Source organism: Austwickia chelonae, from assembly GCF_003391095.1.
GTDB lineage: Bacteria > Actinomycetota > Actinomycetes > Actinomycetales > Dermatophilaceae > Austwickia > Austwickia chelonae_A.
The window spans coordinates 2,762,522-2,782,414 of the sequence record NZ_CP031447.1 but is presented as its reverse complement, the minus strand read 5'-3'; the positions used below and the strand labels follow the sequence as shown (position 1 = coordinate 2,782,414).

General features: G+C 65.8%; 19 protein-coding genes and 1 riboswitch. Of the genes, 6 read left to right on the top strand and 13 right to left on the bottom strand.

The window, feature by feature from the left end:
• Positions 1–45: 45 nt before the first annotated feature.
• The 6 genes from DX923_RS12300 to DX923_RS12275 all read right to left on the bottom strand — a co-directional run bounded on the left by DX923_RS12300 (position 46) and on the right by DX923_RS12275 (position 6,540).
• Positions 46–1,107: an ABC transporter ATP-binding protein gene (locus tag DX923_RS12300; RefSeq protein WP_116115324.1), complete on the bottom strand. Its 1,062-nt coding sequence runs from the start codon at positions 1,105–1,107 to the stop codon at positions 46–48.
• Positions 1,104–2,240 (bottom strand): FecCD family ABC transporter permease, encoded by a 1,137-nt coding sequence (locus DX923_RS12295; protein ID WP_205413041.1) that lies wholly within the window; start codon positions 2,238–2,240, stop codon positions 1,104–1,106. The genes DX923_RS12300 and DX923_RS12295 overlap by 4 nt, the downstream gene beginning before the upstream one ends.
• On the bottom strand, positions 2,237–3,466 hold the full coding sequence (locus tag DX923_RS12290) for an ABC transporter substrate-binding protein (protein WP_116115322.1): 1,230 nt from the start codon (positions 3,464–3,466) through the stop codon (positions 2,237–2,239). The genes DX923_RS12295 and DX923_RS12290 overlap by 4 nt, the downstream gene beginning before the upstream one ends.
• A 57-nt stretch (positions 3,467–3,523) precedes the next feature.
• A riboswitch (adenosylcobalamin (AdoCbl) riboswitch) is annotated at positions 3,524–3,670 on the bottom strand.
• A gap of 23 nt (positions 3,671–3,693) precedes the next feature.
• Positions 3,694–4,794, bottom strand: coding sequence for a DUF2891 family protein (locus tag DX923_RS12285; RefSeq protein ID WP_116115320.1), 1,101 nt, complete (start codon positions 4,792–4,794; stop codon positions 3,694–3,696).
• A 46-nt stretch (positions 4,795–4,840) separates the two neighbouring features.
• Positions 4,841–5,809 carry a DUF979 domain-containing protein gene (locus DX923_RS12280; RefSeq protein ID WP_116115318.1) on the bottom strand — a complete coding sequence of 323 codons (969 nt, stop codon included), beginning with the start codon at positions 5,807–5,809 and terminating at the stop codon, positions 4,841–4,843.
• Positions 5,806–6,540 (bottom strand): DUF969 domain-containing protein, encoded by a 735-nt coding sequence (locus tag DX923_RS12275; protein WP_116115316.1) that lies wholly within the window; start codon positions 6,538–6,540, stop codon positions 5,806–5,808. Before DX923_RS12275 ends, DX923_RS12280 begins: the two co-directional genes overlap by 4 nt.
• Before the next feature lie 117 nt (positions 6,541–6,657).
• Here DX923_RS12275 and DX923_RS12270 point away from each other — a divergent pair, with 117 nt between their 5' ends.
• From DX923_RS12270 to DX923_RS12245, 6 genes are all read left to right on the top strand, one after another.
• Complete coding sequence (locus tag DX923_RS12270) at positions 6,658–7,434, top strand: LamB/YcsF family protein (protein ID WP_116115314.1); 777 nt, start codon at positions 6,658–6,660, stop codon at positions 7,432–7,434.
• Positions 7,434–8,099 carry a 5-oxoprolinase subunit B family protein gene (locus DX923_RS12265; RefSeq protein WP_116115312.1) on the top strand — a complete coding sequence of 222 codons (666 nt, stop codon included), beginning with the start codon at positions 7,434–7,436 and terminating at the stop codon, positions 8,097–8,099. The genes DX923_RS12270 and DX923_RS12265 overlap by 1 nt, the downstream gene beginning before the upstream one ends.
• Positions 8,096–9,094, top strand: a complete 999-nt coding sequence (locus tag DX923_RS12260) for a biotin-dependent carboxyltransferase family protein (RefSeq protein ID WP_116115310.1) — start codon at positions 8,096–8,098, stop codon at positions 9,092–9,094. The genes DX923_RS12265 and DX923_RS12260 overlap by 4 nt, the downstream gene beginning before the upstream one ends.
• 145 nt (positions 9,095–9,239) lie before the next feature.
• The gene (locus tag DX923_RS12255; RefSeq protein ID WP_116115308.1) at positions 9,240–10,316 is read left to right on the top strand and encodes a ParB/Srx family N-terminal domain-containing protein; all 1,077 of its coding nucleotides are present in this window, start codon (positions 9,240–9,242) and stop codon (positions 10,314–10,316) included.
• Positions 10,317–10,389: 73 nt separating this feature from the next.
• The gene (locus tag DX923_RS12250) at positions 10,390–11,136 is read left to right on the top strand and encodes an alpha/beta fold hydrolase (RefSeq protein WP_240322627.1); all 747 of its coding nucleotides are present in this window, start codon (positions 10,390–10,392) and stop codon (positions 11,134–11,136) included.
• Between the two features lie 4 nt (positions 11,137–11,140).
• A complete protein-coding gene (locus DX923_RS12245; RefSeq protein WP_116115304.1) occupies positions 11,141–12,019 on the top strand; it encodes an EamA family transporter in 879 nt (292 codons plus the stop codon).
• Between the two features lie 342 nt (positions 12,020–12,361).
• Here DX923_RS12245 and DX923_RS12240 read toward each other — a convergent pair whose 3' ends face one another.
• The 7 genes from DX923_RS12240 to DX923_RS12210 all read right to left on the bottom strand — a co-directional run bounded on the left by DX923_RS12240 (position 12,362) and on the right by DX923_RS12210 (position 19,817).
• Positions 12,362–13,450, bottom strand: a complete 1,089-nt coding sequence (locus tag DX923_RS12240; RefSeq protein WP_116115302.1) for a ParB-like protein — start codon at positions 13,448–13,450, stop codon at positions 12,362–12,364.
• Between the two features lie 120 nt (positions 13,451–13,570).
• Entirely contained in the window at positions 13,571–13,936 is a 366-nt protein-coding gene (gene mnhG, locus DX923_RS12235; protein WP_116115300.1) for a monovalent cation/H(+) antiporter subunit G, read from the bottom strand.
• The gene (locus DX923_RS12230) at positions 13,936–14,259 is read right to left on the bottom strand and encodes a monovalent cation/H+ antiporter complex subunit F (protein ID WP_116115298.1); all 324 of its coding nucleotides are present in this window, start codon (positions 14,257–14,259) and stop codon (positions 13,936–13,938) included. Before DX923_RS12230 ends, mnhG begins: the two co-directional genes overlap by 1 nt.
• Positions 14,256–14,861 carry a Na+/H+ antiporter subunit E gene (locus DX923_RS12225; RefSeq protein ID WP_116115296.1) on the bottom strand — a complete coding sequence of 202 codons (606 nt, stop codon included), beginning with the start codon at positions 14,859–14,861 and terminating at the stop codon, positions 14,256–14,258. Before DX923_RS12225 ends, DX923_RS12230 begins: the two co-directional genes overlap by 4 nt.
• Positions 14,858–16,438: a Na+/H+ antiporter subunit D gene (locus DX923_RS12220; protein ID WP_116115294.1), complete on the bottom strand. Its 1,581-nt coding sequence runs from the start codon at positions 16,436–16,438 to the stop codon at positions 14,858–14,860. Before DX923_RS12220 ends, DX923_RS12225 begins: the two co-directional genes overlap by 4 nt.
• On the bottom strand, positions 16,435–16,926 hold the full coding sequence (locus tag DX923_RS12215; RefSeq protein WP_116115292.1) for a Na(+)/H(+) antiporter subunit C: 492 nt from the start codon (positions 16,924–16,926) through the stop codon (positions 16,435–16,437). Before DX923_RS12215 ends, DX923_RS12220 begins: the two co-directional genes overlap by 4 nt.
• Positions 16,923–19,817: a Na+/H+ antiporter subunit A gene (locus DX923_RS12210; RefSeq protein WP_116115290.1), complete on the bottom strand. Its 2,895-nt coding sequence runs from the start codon at positions 19,815–19,817 to the stop codon at positions 16,923–16,925. The genes DX923_RS12215 and DX923_RS12210 overlap by 4 nt, the downstream gene beginning before the upstream one ends.
• Positions 19,818–19,893 lie beyond the last annotated feature (76 nt).

Below are 19,893 nucleotides of genomic sequence, written 5' to 3'. Positions count from 1 at the left end.
TGACCGTGTTGCGGGTCAAGAGGTGCGATTCCCAGGCGGAAACAGTCAGCTGACACGTTTCCCTCCGCGGAAGTCTGCACGTTTCCAAGCGCTCGCGGTTGAGTGCACATCGGCCAGGTTGTCGTGGTCTGTTTGGCCGTGAACCGGGTGGGAGATAGTCCAGGACATGCCGTCCTGGCTGACCGAGACGAGCAAGCCGCTGTTATCCCGTGTAGTTCCTGAACGGACGTCGTATCCGGCTCTCAGCAGACAACGTGTCGTCAAGGACGCCGCGGTTCCGGAGCCGTCTACGTACGCGGTCGGGCGTCCAACGACTTCAGGGCGGAAGGTCAACGTGGTCAGGTCGAAGCGCACGCCTGGAGTGGCGAACGGGCGTGCGAGTGATCCGTCACGAGCGAGATCCTCAGGGCCACCGACGACCAGTTTCGTGTCTCGCCCGGCCACCCAGATCCGTTCTGAGTACGTCAGGATCGATTCGATGTCATGGGTGCAGACGACCGCGGCGATCTGTCGGTCGGTGCAGATCCGTCGGACCAACTCCAACAAGGAGACTCTGCCGGGAGGGTCCAGGAAAGCTGTGGGTTCGTCGAGCAGAAGGATACGGGGCTCTTGTGCGAGTGCACGGGCAACCATGACTCGTTGGCGCTGGCCGTCGGAGAGCTCTCTGATATCGGTATGCGCCAGGTGAGCAGCGCCGACAGCATCAAGGCTGTCGGCGATGGACGCGCGGTCCCTTGTATCGAGTCGACCGGTGATCGAGGAGTAGGGGTGGCGCCCGAGCGCGACGACATCTCGGACTTTGAGCCTTCCAGGGTCGAACCGGTCGGTGAGGACGGCGGCCAGACGAGTCGCGATCTGCTTGCGATGAAGTGCCGAACTGTCTTCTCCGCAGAGCCGGACGGCGCCGGCGAAAACAGGCTGAAGACCAGATATCGACCGGAGGAGAGTGCTTTTTCCGGCGCCATTGGGCCCGACCAGTCCGACGAGTTCCCCTGGAAGAACTGCAGCATTGACATCTTCCAGGATGATCCTGCGATCGGACCGGGACAGCCTGTAACCGACGGTCAACCCCTTGAGCTCGAGGAGAGGTGGAGCGAGCTCGGTCATGTGTCGGCTCCTCGCTGTCGGCGGAGCAGGATGTAGATCACGACGGGTGCTCCGAATGCGGCGTTGACCGCGTTGAGTGGCAGTACCCCGTCACCGGGAAGTCCGGCGGCAATATCGGCGGTCAACGCCAGAGATCCGCCGATCAACGCACATCCGGGCAGAAGAACTTGGTGGTCTGAGCTGCTGAAGAACCCTCGGGCCAGGTGGGGGATGGCGATGCCGAGAAAGCCGATGGGGCCACAGAAAGCTGTGGCGCATCCGGCGAGCACTGCGCTGCTGAGCACGATGCACCCGCGTACCACGTGCAGGTTCATACCCATCGTTTGGGCGTAACGGTCGCCTAGGAGAAGCGCGTTGAGCCATTTCGCTAGGAGGAAAGTGGCAAGGATCCCGGCGAGTAGTACAGGGCCGAGAACGGTGAGATTTTGCCAGGTCACCCCGTGGTAGCTGCCGAATCCCCAGCGTACATACTGGGCTACTAGTTCTGGGGTGGCTCCGGCTAGGAGCACGGTGACGCAGGCAGAGACCAGGTAGCCGATCATCACCCCGAGGAGCAGCAGGGTGTTTGATGAGTGGAGGAAACGCCCGACTGTCAGGACGATCAGCATGACGGTTGCGGATCCGGCGGAGGACGCCATGATCAGTCCCATGTCGCCGGTCAGGCCGAGACCTGAGGTCAGTGAAGCTGCGTACCGTGAGGTCCCTGCGAGAAGGACCACGAAGGCGACTCCGAGGCCTGCTCCAGAGGAGACCCCGAGGACGTAGGGATCGGCTAAAGGGTTACGGAAGAGCGTTTGCATCTGCAGGCCGGTGACTCCCAGGGCCGCGCCGACCAGGATCGCGGTGATGGTCCGGGGGATACGAATGTCAAAGAGCACCGTCGAGGTCACCAGATCGTCGCGGGAGCCAGCTAGGGCGCTCACTAGATCTCCCAGGGGGATACGTAGTGCCCCCAGTGCCATCCCGGCCAATGCTGCGACCACGAGTAGGGTGAGTAGTGCGGTGAACCGCCACCACAGCCCGAAATACAGGGGTCGGTCGTGTGCAGGGCTGGTGCCGTCTGACAGGTCGCTGCGGTCTGGGTATTCGGTGTCGCTCACGTCCTTCATGCTTTCGGCGATGCTCTGGCTCATGCTTTGGGGACTTGCTCGTAGTAGGTGAATTCATGTCCGGGCATCAGCTCGGGGTGCAAGATGGCGACCAGATCGGCGAGCACACGGTCAGGACGAACCACGCCGGATTGCCAGTAGTCGTTGCCGCCGCCGGGCGTCATCCGCTTGGTGAAAGTCCAGACACGGCCATTCTTGACGGCTTCGAGGTTGCCGAGGCGAGCATCGTCCTTGACCGGTTCGGCCAGGCTCTTCCACGGGGAGGAATGCGTGGCACCCAGCCAGAACTGGGCTTGCGATCCTTTGCCGAGAACTACCTCGAGATCTAGTGGTTTACTACCGGTTCCGGCTACCTCTTGGAGGATGTAGTCGCCCCCTGCGTCCTTGATCTCGTTGGCGACATAGCTGTCCGCCGCGGTGGCGTACCAGGTTCCTCTCGACATTGAGCCCAGAAGGACCGTGGGGCGTGAGGCGACAGATTTCGCCTTTTCAGCAACGGCTTGGTAGTCGGCTCGGATCTTGGCATAGACCTCAGTGGCTTTCTTCTCCTCGTCGAGGAAGAGCGCGGTGAACTTCGTCCATTCAGCACGTCCGAGGGCAGTTTTTTCGAGCCATTCGGCATTTGCGACGACGGGGACGCCGAGTTCAGCTAGTTTGACGTCGCTGGACTTACTGGTGCCAGAGGTGACGTACAGATCAGGTTTCAATGAGACGACCTGTTCAGCGCTGATATCGACGCCGTCCTGTTTGAAGCCTTTGATGCGTCCGGCATCAACGGCCTCTTTGACGGTGCCAGGGGCCAACTTGTCTGCGGAACCGACACCGACGAGTGCATCGACTTTGCCGAGGAGATCGTAGGCGGGCACCTGGGTGGTGGAAGCTGCGGCGACTCTCTTCGCCGGAATGGAGAACTTGCGAGCTCCTGCCAGGTCGCCGGTCAGCTCTGGGGCTGGTGCTCCGCAACGGACCAGGACATAGGTTTGCGGCGGAGCTCCTGGCGCTGGCTGGGCGACAGTGACGATCTTGTGGGATTTCTTGTACTGCACCTTCACGTTGGTGGCGTCCTCGAAGACGACCTTGTCCGGGTAGTAGTCCTTCTCCGGGTCGAAATCGGTGATGCAGCCGCGGTCCTGGCCGGGTGAGCCGGTGGCGCGGTGGTCGGTGGAGAGGCTGCAGGATGTGGGGAGCAGCGCGGTCACCGCGACCGCGGCAACAGTGGTGGTACGGCGGAAGAACAGCGGGGCGGGCATGGGCCACTCCTTCGGTGGGCCCACGAAGGAGTGTCGTCTGTATACCTGCGATGAGGTAAGCGGACCGGCCCTTCCTTCGAGGGCTTGACACGGTCGTCCCTGCCACGAGGCGACCGGACTTACCCTCTACCAGGAGGTATCACCGTTGCGGGACAGTGTCGGAATCTCGCCGACTTCGCTCGTGACAGGTCACTACAGGCGAAATCGCTAGTAGTAGCGCGATTATCTCATCTCGGGCATATTCGGTTAGGGCCGATGGTCCTTGTTCGGCGGCGTCGAGGAGTGGTCATTGTTCGTCCTTGGTCGGTGTCGTCGGCCAGCTCGCCCAACAGTGCGAAGGAGACCAGCCAGTGGGTCGCCATGAAATGTCCTCCGGTCATCACCGGAATCACCGCCTCCACCTGACGACGAGCCCCCGCCTGGACGTCGGCCGCCGCTTGCTCGGGCAGCCACTCGACCAGCGTCCGCAACTGCCACGATCGGGACAAGGCCAGCCCGTACAGATGGGCCAGATGGCCGTCGGTCCCGTCGAGCACCGGCGGTACCTCCAGGAGATGGGCGTGCCGGCCAGCACCCAACCCGGGCAACAACCGGGCCAGACGATCAGCCCGCTGCTCCTCGGGCAGAATCCCCAACAGGCATTCGGCCTCGGACAAGGCCGGGGAGAGGAAATCCTGCCCGCTGGGCTCGAAACGGGTGTCGAGGTCGTCGTCCGCGTCGTACCAGTCGAGGATGCCCTGACGCACCACTGCTACCGTGCCGGTGTCTTCCAGACCGGTGTACGCCCGGTGCAACAAGGACAAGGCGAAAGCGGTATTGCTGTGCACCCCGTGCCGTACCGGGAAGACCTGCCTGTCCAGCCAGCTCGGCACCAGCTCGCCGATCGCCACAGCCAGCGGATGTGCCGCGGCCGACCAGGCTGCCGACTCCGGACGAGGGCAGCGGTGGAGAGCTGCGCAGAGCATCGCCGCCCACGCCCACCCGTAGGGGCGCTCAAAATTGGGGCGGGCGAGGAGATAGTCCGCCTCGGCGGCCAACGCCGAGCTGGACAACCGGCCGTTCAACAGGCGCACCACCCGGTCGGTGAGGTCGTCGTCGAGGCAGGCCGGTGCGACGGTCAACAAGGTCACCAAGGACCACTGCATGTGCGCCGAACTGTGCCAGTCCAGCGAGCCGTGGAAGGCAGGATGCAACCGCCACGGCGTCACCTCACAGTCCTCGGGGCCGTCAGCCAGGTGCGCGGCAGCATAGGGGAAAGGCGTCTCCAGGACGTCGCAGGCGATGGCAGCCCAAGGTGCGGCCTGGCGCCGGAGTCGATCGGTCATCATGAGGGAGCTCCTTGGCAGAAGGGAGTCGGACCGTGGCGGGGCAGGGTCAGAAGGCGAAGACGGTGATGATCCCGATATTGCAGGCCAACAAGGCGACAGCGGTGGGGAGCTGGGCCTTGATCGGGCCGTACTGGTCCTTCATCTCCAACAAGGCCGCTGGGACGAGATTGAAATTGGCGGCCATCGGGGTCGCGAGGGTTCCGCAGAAACCGGCCAGCATGCCCACCGCGAAGATCACCGTCGGATCACCCTGGTAGTGCTGCACCAGCAGCGGCCACCCGATGGCTGCGGTCATCACCGGGAAAGCGGCGAAGGCATTCCCCATGACCATCGTGAAGGCGGCCATGCCCACGCAGTAGAGAGCCACTGCAGCCAGCACCGACCCCTTGGGCAGCAGACCTCCGGCGACCTCGCCGACGGCCTTGCCGACCCCGGACACCTGGAAGAGCACCCCCAAGGTCGCCAACATCTGCGGCAGCACCGCCGTCCAGCCGATGTGCCCCAGCAGGCGTCGCCCCTCGTGCAGCGGAACCGCCGGAGACTTAGGACGCAGCAGGACTGCGGCCACGGCCAAGGCGGCCAGACTCGCGATGGTCAGGCCGATGATGGTGGCCGACCCCTTCTCCAGGAGCAGTCGGCCACCGATCCGGGTGTCGATCAGTACGGTCGCGAAGATCGCCGTGACGAACGGGATCGTCAGCGCAGGAAGGAAGAGCTTGTTCCCGAACCTCCGCGCGAACACCTTCCGTTCCTCGTCGGTGGTCGAATTGTCGGCGCCCTTGTGGGGCAGCCCCATCCCGGCCAAGACCGCCATCGAGATGACGATCACCCCGAGGACCCACGCCGGAGCGGTCTTGGCCACCACGAAGGTCGAGTACCAGAAACCCAGGCCCAGCAAGATCCAGAACAGCCCGGACAGATGCCGCCGGGGAACGCTGTGATCCATCGCAGCCTGCCCGCCGAGCACGACGAAGAACGCCCCGACCAGCCAGTACAACCATTCGACCTGGATCATCGGATGACCTCCGGGGCGGCGGTCGCCGCGGCCTCGGCGCCAGCAGGCCTCGGCTCGTTCTCCTCGGCGGACATCCTGCGTAATGTCCGATCGAGCCACAGCAGCCGACCGCCGTGGATCAGGAAGGCCGCGATCCCTGTGGGTACGGCCCACTTGGCCAGATCGATCGGTTCGAGGGACAGCCCGTAGGTGGAGTCGACGAAACCGGTGATCAACAACAACGACCCGATCGCGATGAAGATGTCCTCGCCGAAGAACAGGCCCACGGTGTCGGAACTCGCCGAGAAGGCCTTGATCTTCTCGCGCATCCGCTCGGTCAGGCGAGGGTGCTCACGTTCGGCAGCGCCCTCGGCCATCGGGTACAGCAGCGGACGCACACTCTGCGCGGGCCCACCGATACTGACCAGGCCCATCGCCGCCGTGATCTGCCGGATCAACATGTACAACATCAGCAAGCGGCCGACGGACAGCTTCGTCAACCGGCCGATCAGTGCCCGCGCCTGGAACTGCAGACCGTACCGTTCGATCAAGCCGATGACCGGCAGGGTCACCACGAAAACGGTGACACTGCGACTGCTGGCGAAACCTTGACCGAAGGTGTCCAGGATCTGCATCGGGCTCAACCGGCCGAGGAGACCCGCGACGATACCGGCCACCGTGACCACCAGCAGGCTGTTGATCCTCAGCGCGAAACCGACGACCACGACGACGACGGCGAGCAGGACCCACATGGTGGCCTCCTGAGGGTGAAGGGAAAGGGCGGACGTCCGCCACCGTAGAGCAGTCGGGGAAGCTGTGAAGGGCAGCCCGGAAATTTTTCCTGCCGCTGTCGGTGATTGGATGGGCCCATGCGGATTGACCTCAATGCCGATGTGGGAGAGTCTTTTTCCCGATGGAGCCTGGGCGATGACGCCGAGCTGGCTCCCGTGCTCTCCAGCATGAACGTGGCCTGCGGATTTCACGCCGGAGACCCGTTCGTGATGACCCGGACCATCCGCCTCGCCGCCGAGCACGGACTCACCGTCGGTGCCCATGTCTCCTACCGTGACCTCGCCGGCTTCGGACGACGCTTCGTCGACGTCGAGCCCGAAGAACTGTCCGCCGAGATCCGCTACCAGATCGGTGCGCTCCAGGCCGTCGCCGCCGCTGAAGGCGTGCGCGTCGCCTACTGCAAACCACACGGCGCGCTGTACAACACGATCGCTCATCACCGTGGTCAAGCCCAGGCCGTCGTCGACGCGTTACGCGGACTCGCCGACGCAGGGACACCTCTCATCCTGCTGGGGCTGCCAGGATCGCTGGCCGGTGAACTGGCGGACCGAGCAGGCCTACCCACGGCCACCGAAGCCTTCTGCGACCGGGCCTACACCCCCGAAGGAACTTTGGTCCCGCGCAAAGATCCCCGAGCCGTCCTGCGCAATCCCACCGTGGTCGCAGCCCGCGCCGTCCGCATGGTCACCTCCGGCGTCGTCGATGCCGTCGACGGCAGCACCGTGCGGCTTCACCCGGACTCCCTGTGCGTGCACGGTGACAGCCCCGGCGCCGTTGACCTGGCTCGCGCTGTCCGTGCCGCGCTCGACAACGCCGGTATTCAGGTCACATCCTTCGCCGGAAGCACCTCCTGATGCGGGTCCTACCCAGCGGAGTCGACGCATTTATCCTTGAATTCGGTGACAACGCAGAGGCTCTCGCCTACCTGGCAGGGCTGCGTAGCCATCCGGTCGACGGTGTCGTCGAGATCGTCCCGGCAGCACGGACCCTGCTGCTGCGCACGACCGGTGCTGCCTCGATGCCGGACGTCGTCCGCGCGATCAAGGACATCGCTCCCGGGCCGCTCGCCGCCACAGCGGACTACGAGATACAGATCGCCACGGTCTACGACGGCGAAGATCTCACCGTCGCCGCCGACCACCTCGGGCTGAGCGTAGAAGCGCTGGTCGCCCGGCACAGCACGTTGACCTGGACAGTGGCCTTCTGCGGTTTCGCGCCAGGCTTCGCCTATATGACCTGCGACGACGACACCTGGATGGTTCCTCGTCGTTCTTCCCCGCGGACCAGGGTCCCAGCAGGTTCGGTGGCCCTGGCCGGGGGATACACCGGGTGTTATCCGACGTCCAGCCCTGGAGGCTGGCAGCTGATCGGCCGCACCGATGCGTCCTTGTGGGACACCGGACGATCGTCGCCGGCGCTACTCACCCCTGGGACGCGGGTCTCCTTCGTCGATGTCACCGGGCGCGCGCCGGGGCAGGAAGGAGTCCGTGACGCCGAGACGGAAGGGGCAGGTCGATGAGTTTTCAGGTCGTCCATCCGGGCCTGCGTACTCTCGTCGAGGATCTGGGCCGTCCAGGTCTGGCCGCGCTGGGGGTCGGGCCGTCCGGGGCCGCTGATCGAGGAGCCCATCGGCTGGCCAATCGTCTGGTGGGCAATCCCGAGGGTGCAGCGACCTTGGAGGTGTTGGCCGGTGGGCTCGTCCTGGAAGCGAGGACGGCAACCGTGGTCGCCGTCGCCGGGGCACCGCTGCCGATACAGGTCGCCGGCCGTCCGGTGGCTTTTTCCACCCCGGTGCACGTCGCTGCCGGTGAGCAGCTCGAGCTGGGCCGTCCGGTGAGCGGGCTGCGTTCCTATCTCGCGGTTCTCGGCGGGGTCGACTGTCCGCAGACCTTGGGGAGCCGGTCGACCGACACGATCTCGGGCCTGGGGCCGGTACCACTGGCCGCAGGTGACCTGTTCGAGTCCGGTGGCAAGGCCGTCTCCGTCATCGACAACGGTCTCTGGGAGCTCGCGGTCGGACCGGCCGCCGACGTGGCCTGCTCCGCCTATCGGGGGCCGGTCGGCCCGGTGGACGGCGGGCCTGGCGATGCCTCGGGCAGGGCGACGACCCTCAGCGCGACCTGGGGTCCTCGCGCCGACTGGTTCACCGGGACCGCCCGGGAGATCTTTGCCGGTTCCTGCTGGACGGTGGGCGCCGACAGCGACCGGGTCGGCGTGCGTTGTCACGGTCCTCGTCTCGAGCGGGCGGTCGACGGTGAACTGGAGAGCGAGCCTGTCGTCCGAGGGAGCGTGCAGATCCCTCCGTCGGGGCAGCCGGTGTTCTTCCTCGCCGACCACCCGACCACCGGTGGCTATCCGGTGATCGCGGTGCTCGACCCGGGGTCGACCGACCAGGTGGCGCAGTTGCGTCCAGGTGACCGGGTCAGGGTCCGTGTGCGTGCCGCCCCTTATCCGACAGATCTGGACCTGGAAGGCCGCCCACCTTCTCGAACAGCCGGCGACACTTCTCCCTGACATGTCACCTACCCGCGAGTAGGTGACATGCAGGAAACAACCTGGAAGCACCTGGTCATAGCGGCGAACTCACCGAGGACGTCGGTCGTTCAGCTGGCGCCGAAGTGGTACGCACCGGCGTATCGGCGCCCCGAAGGAGACCCGCATGCCCCATCCGGTCCGGCACCCCCGCCGTACCGCCGTCGTGATCAGCGCTATCGCTGTGGTGGTCGGAACCGTCTCGGTTTTCGTCGTTGCCACTTCCGAACTGGCCACCGGACGATCACCACTGGCTTCCGGGCAACGGCTGGCTCAATGCCGACTCGGCGGCCGACAACCCGGTACACCGCCGCACCTGTGCGCCCGCGAAGGCGAAATCATCGAGATCCGGCTCGGTGACCTGACCCCCACCCAGCCCACGGTCGGGCACGACGCCGTCCACTACCGGCTCGGAAGATACACCGCAGGCAAAGACCAGGTGAACCGGCGATTCACGGACTGGTGCCGATCCTCCGGCCTGCTGGGCGCCATCGCCGCCGACGCCGGATCGAAACTGTCCGACCCCAGCACCTTCACCTGCGAACTCCGCCCAGGAGAAGAGACCGAGGAGAGCCGGTCCCGGATGAAAACCGTCGTCATCGGCCGCGGCGGACGTCCCTATCTCACCGACGGACATCACACCTTCACCGCCTTCCACACCATGCCCGACGGCGGACCCGACATGCGGGTACGAGTGCGGGTCATGGCGAACCTGGGCGGCCTGGGAGAGAAAGACTTCTGGGAACGAATGCGAACCGAACGATGGGTGTGGCTGCGCGATGCCACCGGCAAGGAGATCCCGCCGGACACCCTGCCCGGCGACCTGTCCCTGAAATCCTTCGGCGACGACCGGTACCGGAGCCTGGCCTACTTCACCCGTGGCATCGGCCACCGGCCACGCAAAGTTCCCTTCCAGGAATTCCACTGGGCGACCTGGCTACGTGAGTCCGGAAAGGTCGACCTGACCGGATGGCAGAGCGACGACCCGGCGAGTTACCTCAAAGCAGTTCAGACCGCAGCAAAAGCACAGATCAACGTGCCTCGACGAACTGTGGTGCACGACGGGATGACCGCAGGACAACTCGGCCTACGCACCAAACTCGGGGAAAAAACCCTGGCGAGACTCGGCAAACCCCTGTCGGACAAGACGCCGGGCAAACTCGCCTACATCACCGAAGGACGCAGATTCGCCGCCACCCGGTGACCCCACGACCGCAGGTCAGAGGCCACACCGGACCGATGGTCGAAAGGAACCCGATCCGGGTACGGTGACCTGCGTGACCGACCGGCCCCTGCTGATCCTCGTCCACGGCACCCGCTTCGACGCCCGACAATGGCGCGGATACGACGAACTCGTCCCCGACGCCGACCTTCTCGCCGTCGACCTGCCCGGTCACGGAACCCGGGCCGGTGAACCGTGGAGCTCCTCGGCAGCCCTGGCCGTCGTCGACGCCGCAGTACGGTCAACCGACCCCGACCGTCCGGTCCTCCTGGCCGGGCACAGCCTGGGCGGCTATGTCGCCACGGCTTATGCCCACCAACACCCGGAACGGCTGTCCGGGCTGGTACTCGTCGGCGCCTGCGCCGACCCGTCACGACATCCCCGACTGGTTTTCCTCTACACCGGTTTCGCTCGACTGCTGCCTCTGGTCGGTGCCGAACGGATGGCTGCCGTGGCCAACGGCGTGATGCGCCGCCTCGGAGCACAAGCCCAGGACATCCCCGATGCCACCGGGTACGAGGTGACCCCGGCCGCCTGGGCCGGCGTGGTTGCCGAGGCGCGCGCCGACCAACTGGCTCCGGTGGCCTGCCCGGTCTACCTGGTCGCAGGACAGTACGACCAGCTGCGGATCGATCTCGCCGACTACGCCCAGGCCTGCCGGGACGGGCGGACCCGGATCATCCCGCGGGCCTCCCACCTGGCGCCGCTGACCCATCGTGCGCAGGTCGCTGAGATCTTCCGCGAGGCAGTGGCTGGAACTTCCGGGCCTATTGGACAGGAAGGGCGTTCTCCGGTGAGATGACCCAATGGCTCTCGGACATGTCGTGCTTGCTCTGGTCGTCGTGCTCGTCTGGGGGCTCAATTTCGTGGTCATCCAGATCGGTCTGGTCGGGATGCCGCCGCTGCTCTTCGTCGCGATACGTTTTCTCGGGATCTGCCTGGCGGTGCCTTTCGTGCCCCGGCCGAAGGTTCGTCTGCGGGATCTGGCTGCGGTCGGTCTGCTCATGTCGGCCGGGCAGTTCGGTTTTCTCTACTCGGCTCTGGCGACCGGTCTCGCGTCGGGGATGGCATCGCTGGTGTTGCAGGCCCAAGCCCTGTTCACCACGGTCATCGCCGCTGCTGTGCTGCGGGAACGACCACGTCCGGTCCAGCTCGTCGGGATGGGGCTGGCTTTTCTCGGGCTGTCGGTCGTCTCGCTCGGGCGTACGGGGGCGACACCCTTGCACGGCATCCTGTTGTGTTTGTGCGCCGCGCTGAGTTGGGGTGCAGGCAATGTCGCTGCCCGGCGGTGCGCAGGGGTTTCCGGTCTGGGGCTGACCGTCTGGGGTGGGTTGTTCGTCCCGCTTCCCCTGCTCGGGATGTCGCTCGTTCTGGAAGGCCCGGCGGCGATCGGGGAGGCATTGACGAACCTGGGGGCAGCTGCGCTGTGGTCGACCTTGTACACGGTGGTGCTGGCCAGCCTGGTCGGCTATTCGATCTGGAACAGCCTGCTCGGCCGTTACCCGGCTGCTGACGTGGCACCTTTCGCCTTACTGGTGCCGGTCGTCGGCTTCCTGTCCGGTTGGGTCTTCCTCGGCGAGCGCCCGAATGCGGCCTCCTTCCTCGGCGGAGGGTTCTTGCTGTTCGGGGTGGCGGTGATCGTGTTGGGCCCGCGGCTGTCCGCTCAGCGGGCGCGTCGAGGGTGATCGGGCGGAGAAAGGGGCCCGGTGAGGGGTACGTCGAACGCTTGACCATTTCTTGACCGAGTGCTGACCGGAGGCAGGTACGGCCGGGGATCGGAGCGCCGATGGGAGAGGTGTACGGCAGGCCGGGGGCCGCTGGGGAGCGGAAAGGCACCGTACCGGGGAGTCCGCGGGGGCGGACGGGGGACGGGGACGGGGAACGGGGGCAGGGGACGAAGCAGTACCGGGGGAGGGGACGACGAGGGGAACGGGGAGAACCACGGGGACCGAGGACGGACGACAGGCCGCGCCGGTGTGGTTCGGACATCAGGGGAAAGATGTCCGAACCACACCGGAAGACCCGCATCAGCGCTTGGCCTGGATGCTCCGACCGGCGAACAGATAAGCGATCTTTCCCGGTTTGGGGTCGTCGATCGGACGAGACAGCTTGTTCAGGTCCTTGTCACTGAGGGATGCGCGGCGCCCGAGTTGCTTTGCGGTCATCCCGTCGTACACCACAGACTTCTTCGGCAAGGACACCTGCGCTTGAGCCGCCGTGCGAACCGCCTCGAGATAGGTGGCCGGATCTCGGGTCATCAGCTGCTTCGGGTCGACCTTCCCCGACGAGCGCAGCCAAGCGCCCCAGTAGAACTCCTGGAAAGGAACCTCCTTGGAGGTATAGCCCACATCCCGGGTGAAGTAGACCAGGCTCCGATAGGCGTCATCGGTCAACTCGCCCAGGGACAGCCCGGTAGGCAGCTGCGCCGCCGTGATCTGTTTCCCCTCGTGGTCCTTCAACCAGGCCCACTTCCGCGATCGCATCCGTTCCCAGAAAGTCTGCTCATCCAACCCGCTCAGATTGCCCACGACCCGCAAACGCACCTTCAGATCGGGTCCGCCGTCCGGTAACTCACGGAAAGCCGTGATCGTGTGATGCCCATCGACCAGATAAGGACGCCCTTGAGGGCCGATCACGACCGTCTTCATCTTCTGGCGGCTGTCGTCGGTTTCCTGTCCAGGACGTAACTCGCAAGCGAAACTGCCCGGATCGGTCAACGAAGCAGCTGGTGAAGCAGACACCGCATCGGACAAACCCGATGCCTGACACCAGTCGACGTACTTCTTGTTGACCTTGTCCTTCTCCGCGCCATACCGACCCAAGCGGTACAAGACGGCGTCATGCCCGAGGGAAGGCTGCGTCGGTCGTAGCTCCTCCAACCGGACATCGACGATCGACCCGGAACGGGCACACTCGGTGCCCTGGGGACGATCCCCCGCATCGGCCTGCCGACAGCGTGCGGCGACCTCGTCGACCGGCAACGGAGAGCGGGCCGAAGAGCCACCAGGAGAGTCGTCCGGCATAGTGACGACGACAACAGTCGCCGTCACCGCTGCCACGAGAACGCCAGTGGCTCCGACAATGATGCGTCGTGTCGTGCTGCTCCGCTCAGCCATCCGTCTCTCCTCCGAGCACAGGCACCACCTCGTGCCTCAGTGTCATGGGATGAACGTCGAAGAGAGAACGGAAGTTCACCTCCCACCGATCCGAACACGACATGCCGTCGGGCACGGCGGTCACCGATGCTCGGATCGGTCCGTAGCCGTGCCGGAACCCACCACAGGAGACACCGACGAATCCGACTCGTCGGACGACTCCTGGGCGCGATAGTGCGCCCGCGCCAGCATCTGCGCCGACGCCGGGATGGTGAACAACTGGAAGACACCCACCAGGAACAGCATCCCCAGATCGAACGGATCACGCAGCCGCAACCCGATCCCCAACAACACCAACAGGACTCCGAGTACCTGAGGTTTCGTTGCCGCATGCATCCGCGAATAGAGATCACCCAACCGGAGCAGGCCGATCGCCGAAGCCAGACACAAAGCGGCTCCGACGAACAGACACATCAGGCCCGCCGCATCGGCCACCGCCGTCCACATCACCGGATCACCCCCGGCCCGGCCTCGTCCCCGGCATCCGGCGAACCACCCGGGCGCCGGTCACGATCCCGGCCCACGAAACGGGCAATCGACACCGATGCCAGAAAACCCGTCAACGACAACGAGATCAAGATCGGCAGAGTCGTGTCATGGCGCGTCATGGCTGCCTCGACACCCAAAGCACACACCATGATCGCCACCAACACCTCGTTCGCGACAGCCCGATCGATCGCCGTCGGCCCCCGCACGATGCGGACCACGCTCAACACCGCAGCCATGACGAGTATCGCCCCGATGATCCAGAACACGACGCTCTCGATCACTTCTCCTCCTGAACAGGTCTTGTCGGCCCTGACGAGAGCTCCACCACGTCCGTCACCTCCGTGACATCACGCACCGGACGGGCCATGATGCTCCGATGATCGGCGGCGAGCGCTCGCAGTACCCTCTCCTCCTGGGCGAGTACCCGGGCGCGGACCTTCGCCAGATCGTGCTCGTCGGAGGCGTGGAAAACATGCAGGAAGAGTTCGCGCCGCTCCGGGACGGCGTCGATGACGATGGTCCCCGGGACGAGCGCAGTCATCTCCGCAGTGATCACGACGAAGAGGTCGTCGTCGCAGCGCAGTGGCACCCGGACCGTTCTCCCGCTCGGACGGGTCCACGGGGTGACCGCGGCCCAGGCGACCTGGAGGCTGGCGACGATCAGGTCGACATTGAACCGCAGGAAGAGCACGAATAAGGCCCAGGGGCGGAGACGCAATCCCAAGGTCAGCGGGGGAAGGGGGAAAATGAGGATCACGGTCAGCCCGATCAGGATTCCCCCGACGGCAGTAGCCCAGGTCAGCCGACCCCACAGGAGCACCCAGATCAGGGCCAGGAGCAGCAGCGGGCCGAGCTGCACCCGTCGACGCAGCACGTCTCTCATCGGACACCTCCGGGGAAGACGGCCTGGACGTAGGGGGTGCGTTCCTGGAGTTCGGTGGCGGACCGGTTGGTGATCCCGTAGAGCGGTCCGGCGATGACAGTGAGGCCGATACCGAGTGCGACGAGCATCGTCGTCGGCGCGATCATTTCCCGGGGCACCGTCCGATGCATGTTCTCCTGCAGCAGGCGCAGCCGAGCCGGATCGATGTCGGCGTCAGCTGGGTCGGTGAGCTCGGTGACCGGGCGTCGCCAGAAGGCCAATGCCCACACCCGGGCGACCGCGTACAAGGTGAGGAGGCTGGTCACCGCGGACGTCGCGACCAGGGCGTAGGCGAGTGGCGTTTCGGCCAGGACGCCGCCCTGCATGAGGCCGATCTTCCCGAGGAAACCGGAGAACGGGGGGATGCCGGCAAGGTTCATCGCGGGCAGGAAGAAGAGGACCGCGATGACGGGTGCGGTGCGGGCCAATCCGCCGAGTTCGTTCAGGGAAGTTGTCCCGGTACGCCACTCGATGAGCCCGGCGACGAGGAAGAGCGTCGTTTGGATGAGGATGTGGTGGGCGACGTAGAAGATCGCACCGGACAGGCCGACGCTATTGCCCACAGCGATTCCGAAGAGCAGATACCCGATGTGACTGACGAGGGTGAACGAGAGCAGTCGTTTGATGTCGTCCTGGGCGATGGCGCCGAGGATGCCGAAGAGCATCGTCAGGATCGCCGCCCAGAGGAGCACCGTGTCGAAACGTCCGGAGGGGAAGAGCAGCGTCTGGGTACGAATGATCGCGTAGACCCCGACCTTGGTGAGCAGTCCAGCGAAAACGGCGGTCACCGGAGCGGGCGCGGTCGGATAGGAGTCGGGCAGCCATCCCGACATCGGGAAGACAGCGGCTTTCACCGCGAAACCGAGCAGGAGGAAGACCTGCAGGCTGAGTTGTGTCCCGGAGGGGAGGTCGTCGAGGCGCCCGGAGAGATGCGCGAGGTTGACGGTGCCGGTCGCCGCGTAGACGAGGGCGATCGAGGCGAGGAAGAACATCGACGACAGCAGGCTGACGAAGACGTAGTTCACTCCGGCGCGTACCCGGTCGGCTGATCCGCCGAGGGTGAGCAGGACGAAGCTCGCGACGAGCAGCATCTCGAAACCGACGTAGATGTGGAAGAGATCGCCGCTGACGAAGGTCGTGGAGACCCCGGCGAGCAGCACCATCAATGTCGGGTAGAAGATCGGCATGGGGGCTTCGCCGTCGCGTTCGTCGTCGGCGGAGCGGCCTTGTCCGATGGAGTAGAGGGTGACGCCCAGGGTGACGGTGGTGGAGACCACGAGCATCAGCGCGGAGAGCCGGTCGACGACCAGGACAATGCCCATGGGCGCGGGCCAGCCGCCGGTTTCGACAGCGAGCGGGCCGTCCTGGTCGGCGAGCAACACCAGAGCGACAGAGGTGACGAGGACAGCGGTGAGGACGGCGAGACTGATGGCGCGTTGCCAGACGTCGCGTCGCCAAGAGACCAGGGTGAGCCCGGCTCCGACAAGGGGAAGGACGACCGGCAGCGGTACCAGCAGCGAGTCGGGGGCGAGGGTCACCGGGACGGTTCCTCTCTGATCGGTGCGGGCCGGGTGGTGACGCCTCGGCGGCGATGTCCTCCGGGATCGGGGTCCTCGCCGGGGTCCGGTTCCTCGTCGGTGGTGAATTCGCTGTCGGACAGGTCGTTCTCGGCGGCTTTCGCGTGGATTCGGGCGTCTTCGGTGTCGTCGACGATGACATCGCTGCGGGCCAACTGCCAGGAGCGGTGAGCGAGCGCGAGGACGAATCCGGTGAGGGCCAGGGTGATGACGATGGCAGTGAGCACCATGGCCTGAGGGAGGGGGTCGCTCATCTCCTGCGGGTCTGCGGTGCCGACGATGGGTGCACGCCCGGCTTTCCCGCTGGCTATGAGGAAGAGCAGGTTGACGCCATTGCCCATGAGCAGGACACCGAGGAAGGACCGGACGATGCCTCGAGCCATGACGAGAGAGACTCCGCAACCGATGAGGACTCCGGTCAGGAGGGCGAGGGTCAGGTTGGCGGTCATCGGGGTCCCACCGTGCCGTGGTCGCTGTGGGCGGGGGAGTCGTCGAGGGTACGTCCCGGATCGTCCTCGATCTGTTGATCGAGGGCTCCGCCGAGGCTGCGCAGGATGTCCAGGAGCAGTCCGATCACGACAAGGTAGACCCCGATGTCGAAGACCACTGAGCTGACGAGGTGGAGTTCGCCCATGAGGGGGACGTGGACGTAGGCATGCCAGGTTTGGAGAACGTCTCCGCCGACCAACATGGAGGCCAGTCCGTTCCCTGCGGAGAGGAAGAGTCCGGTGCCGAGGAGAAGTCCTGGCATGACGGGGGCGGCGGCGCGCATCTCGTCGCGGCCGCCGGCCAGGTAGCGGACGGCGATGGCCAGGCCGGCGACGAGTCCGGCGGCGAATCCCCCGCCTGGAGAGTCGTGGCCGGAGAGCAGCAGATAAATCGACCACACGATGACGACGTGGAAGATGAGCCGGGCAACGACTTCAAGGATGACCGATCGGCGTTCCGGAAGGAGGCCTTTCCCTTCGGCGAGCCACCGGGCGTGCGCACTGGGCATGTCGTGGGTGGCCCGGCGTCGGGCGCGTATCTCGCCGAGTTTGCGTCGAGCACCTTCGACATTGTCTTCCTGGAGGAAGATCAGGCTGGCGACGCCGGTGGCAGCGGCCAGGACGACGGAGAGTTCGCCCATGGTGTCCCAGGCCCGGGCGTCGACCAGGATGACGTTGACGATGTTGTGGCCGCCACCGAAATCCACCGACCAGAAGTCCATCCCTTCGGAGGCGGGGGGAGCCTGGCGCATCCCTGGCATCAGCAGGGCGAAGAGGGCGACCACCGTGCCGACGCCGGTGCCGAGCACAGCGCGCAGCACCCGTTCGGAGGCGCTGGCGTCGTCGTTGAACCGTCCGGAGAGCCGTCGCAGGACGAGGACGAACACGAGGATGGACACGGTTTCGACGAGCACCTGGGTCAGTGCGAGGTCAGGGGCACCGTGCAGGAGGAAGAGGTAGGCGCAGCCGTAGCCGGTGGCTCCGACGAGGATGACGGCGCGGAGCCGTCGCCGAGAGCGTACGGCGGCGATGGCGACGACGGCGGTCACCGCGGCGACAGCGACCTGGGCAGGCATGTCGTAGGCCCGGATGGGCAGAGAGGCCCAGTCGTGGTCGCCGATGAGGAGCGACCCGCCGGGGAAGATGAGGAAGACGAGGAACATCAGGGCCAGGGAGAGCGGTAGCGAACCGCGCTGCAGGGCGCCGGTGGCTTCCAAGGAGATCCGGTCGAGCAGCCGCATGGTGGCCCGGTAGATCCGTTCGGAGAGCGGTGCCGGGGTGTTCTCTCCCCAGAGCGTGGTCAACGGGCCGCGTAGCGCGTCGATGGCGAAACCCAGGGTCCAGGTGGCGAAGGAGAGCCCGAGGGCGAGGTTGAATCCGTGCCATAGCCCCAGGTGCGCTTGGCCTGTGGTGTGTCCCACGGTGTTCGCATAGCCGAGGATCGTGTGCTCCAGGTAAGGGGAGAGAGCACCGAGAGCCAGGGAGGCGAGGGCGAGCAGGAGCGGCACGCTCTGGAGAACGGCACCAGGGGTGTGGATCTGTAGGGGAGGTACGTGGCCGTCGGTGCGGAAGGCGCCCCGGACGAAGCGCAGGCTGTAGGCGAGAGTCAGGGCCGAGCCGAGAGCGAGGACGGCCAGCACCCAGGGCGAGTAGGGGGCTTCGCCGGTGGTGTACGCGGTGTAGGCAGCTTCTTTTCCGACGAAACCGAACAGGGGCGGGAGCCCGGCCATGGAAGCGGCGGAGATCGTCCCGGCCACGGCCAGCATGGGCATCTCTTGCCGTAGCCCGGAGAGTTTCCGCAGGTCACGGGTCCCGGTGGCGTGGTCGATGGCGCCGACGGTGAGGAAGAGGGAAGCCTTGAAGAGGGCATGAGCCAACAGCATGGTCACCCCGGCGAGCGCGGCATCGGTGGTGCCGCTGCCGGTGAGGACGACGAGGAAGCCGAGTTGGCTGACCGTGCCGTAGGCGAGGAGCAGTTTGAGGTCGTACTGGCGAAGGGCCTGGACGGCGCCGAGCAGCATCGTTCCTCCGCCGAGGGTGAGGACGACGGGGGTCCATCCGGGGACGTCGGCGAAGGTGGGGGCGAAACGGGCGACGAGGTAGATACCGGCTTTCACCATCGCGGCGGCGTGCAGGTAGGCGCTGACCGGGGTGGGGGCGGCCATGGCGCCGGGCAGCCAGAAATGGAAGGGCAGCAGCGCTGATTTGGTGATCGCTCCGAGGAGGAGCAGGACGACGGCGATGCTGGTGGCAGTGCTGGGGTCGTGTCCTGCGGCGAGTTCGGATATGCGGTAGGTGCCGCTCTGTTCGCCGAGGAGGATGATCCCGACGAGCATCGCCAGCCCACCGAAAGTGGTGACGACGAGGGCCTCCATCGCTGCTGATCGGCTGGCTCGACTGCCGGTGACATGGCCGATGAGCAGGTACGACAGGACGGTCGTGGCTTCCCAGAAGATGTAGAGCACGAGCAGGTTGTCGGTGGTGACCAGGCCGAGCATGGCTCCGGCGAAGGCGAGGAGGCAGCCGGCGAAGCGGCCGAGTCCGGGTTCTTCGTCGTCGAAGTAGGCCGCGCAGTAGATGAGGACGAGGACGCCGATCCCGGTGACGACGAGGGTCATCAGCCAGGCGAGGGGGTCCAGTCGGAAGAGCAGTTCGAGGCCGAGTTCGGGGACCCAGGTGTAGCGCTCTGTCGGTGGGGAGTGTGAGTGGACGTCGGCATAGGACAGGACGGCCCAGCCGACGGTGAGCGCTGGCGGCAGGGCAAGGGCCCAGAACGCGCGGGCGCCGATTCTGGACACCAGGAGGGGGGCGAAGAGTGCCAGCCCGAGGTGGGCCAGGACGAGGGTGATCACTCGAGAATCCTTCGGGTGGTCGATCCGTCGGGGCGTGCTGGGTCTCTCCAGTCTAGGCGCTGGCGGGCCGCTGTTC

Bases quoted from the DNA above. Each gene is read 5' to 3' on its own strand.
- DX923_RS12240 (WP_116115302.1), bottom strand. From the start codon at position 13,450: ATGGCTGAGCGGAGCAGCACGACACGACGCATCATTGTCGGAGCCACT.
- DX923_RS12260 (WP_116115310.1), top strand. From the start codon at position 8,096: ATGAGTTTTCAGGTCGTCCATCCGGGCCTGCGTACTCTCGTCGAGGAT.
- DX923_RS12270 (WP_116115314.1), top strand. From the start codon at position 6,658: ATGCGGATTGACCTCAATGCCGATGTGGGAGAGTCTTTTTCCCGATGG.
- DX923_RS12295 (WP_205413041.1), bottom strand. From the start codon at position 2,240: ATGAGCCAGAGCATCGCCGAAAGCATGAAGGACGTGAGCGACACCGAA.
- DX923_RS12290 (WP_116115322.1), bottom strand. From the start codon at position 3,466: ATGCCCGCCCCGCTGTTCTTCCGCCGTACCACCACTGTTGCCGCGGTC.
- mnhG (WP_116115300.1), bottom strand. From the start codon at position 13,936: ATGTGGACGGCGGTGGCCGATGCGGCGGGCCTGATGTGTCTGTTCGTC.
- DX923_RS12280 (WP_116115318.1), bottom strand. From the start codon at position 5,809: ATGATCCAGGTCGAATGGTTGTACTGGCTGGTCGGGGCGTTCTTCGTC.
- DX923_RS12300 (WP_116115324.1), bottom strand. From the start codon at position 1,107: ATGACCGAGCTCGCTCCACCTCTCCTCGAGCTCAAGGGGTTGACCGTC.
- DX923_RS12285 (WP_116115320.1), bottom strand. From the start codon at position 4,794: ATGATGACCGATCGACTCCGGCGCCAGGCCGCACCTTGGGCTGCCATC.
- DX923_RS12225 (WP_116115296.1), bottom strand. From the start codon at position 14,861: ATGAGAGACGTGCTGCGTCGACGGGTGCAGCTCGGCCCGCTGCTGCTC.
- DX923_RS12275 (WP_116115316.1), bottom strand. From the start codon at position 6,540: ATGTGGGTCCTGCTCGCCGTCGTCGTCGTGGTCGTCGGTTTCGCGCTG.
- DX923_RS12265 (WP_116115312.1), top strand. From the start codon at position 7,434: ATGCGGGTCCTACCCAGCGGAGTCGACGCATTTATCCTTGAATTCGGT.
- DX923_RS12245 (WP_116115304.1), top strand. From the start codon at position 11,141: ATGGCTCTCGGACATGTCGTGCTTGCTCTGGTCGTCGTGCTCGTCTGG.
- DX923_RS12215 (WP_116115292.1), bottom strand. From the start codon at position 16,926: ATGACCGCCAACCTGACCCTCGCCCTCCTGACCGGAGTCCTCATCGGT.
- DX923_RS12255 (WP_116115308.1), top strand. From the start codon at position 9,240: ATGCCCCATCCGGTCCGGCACCCCCGCCGTACCGCCGTCGTGATCAGC.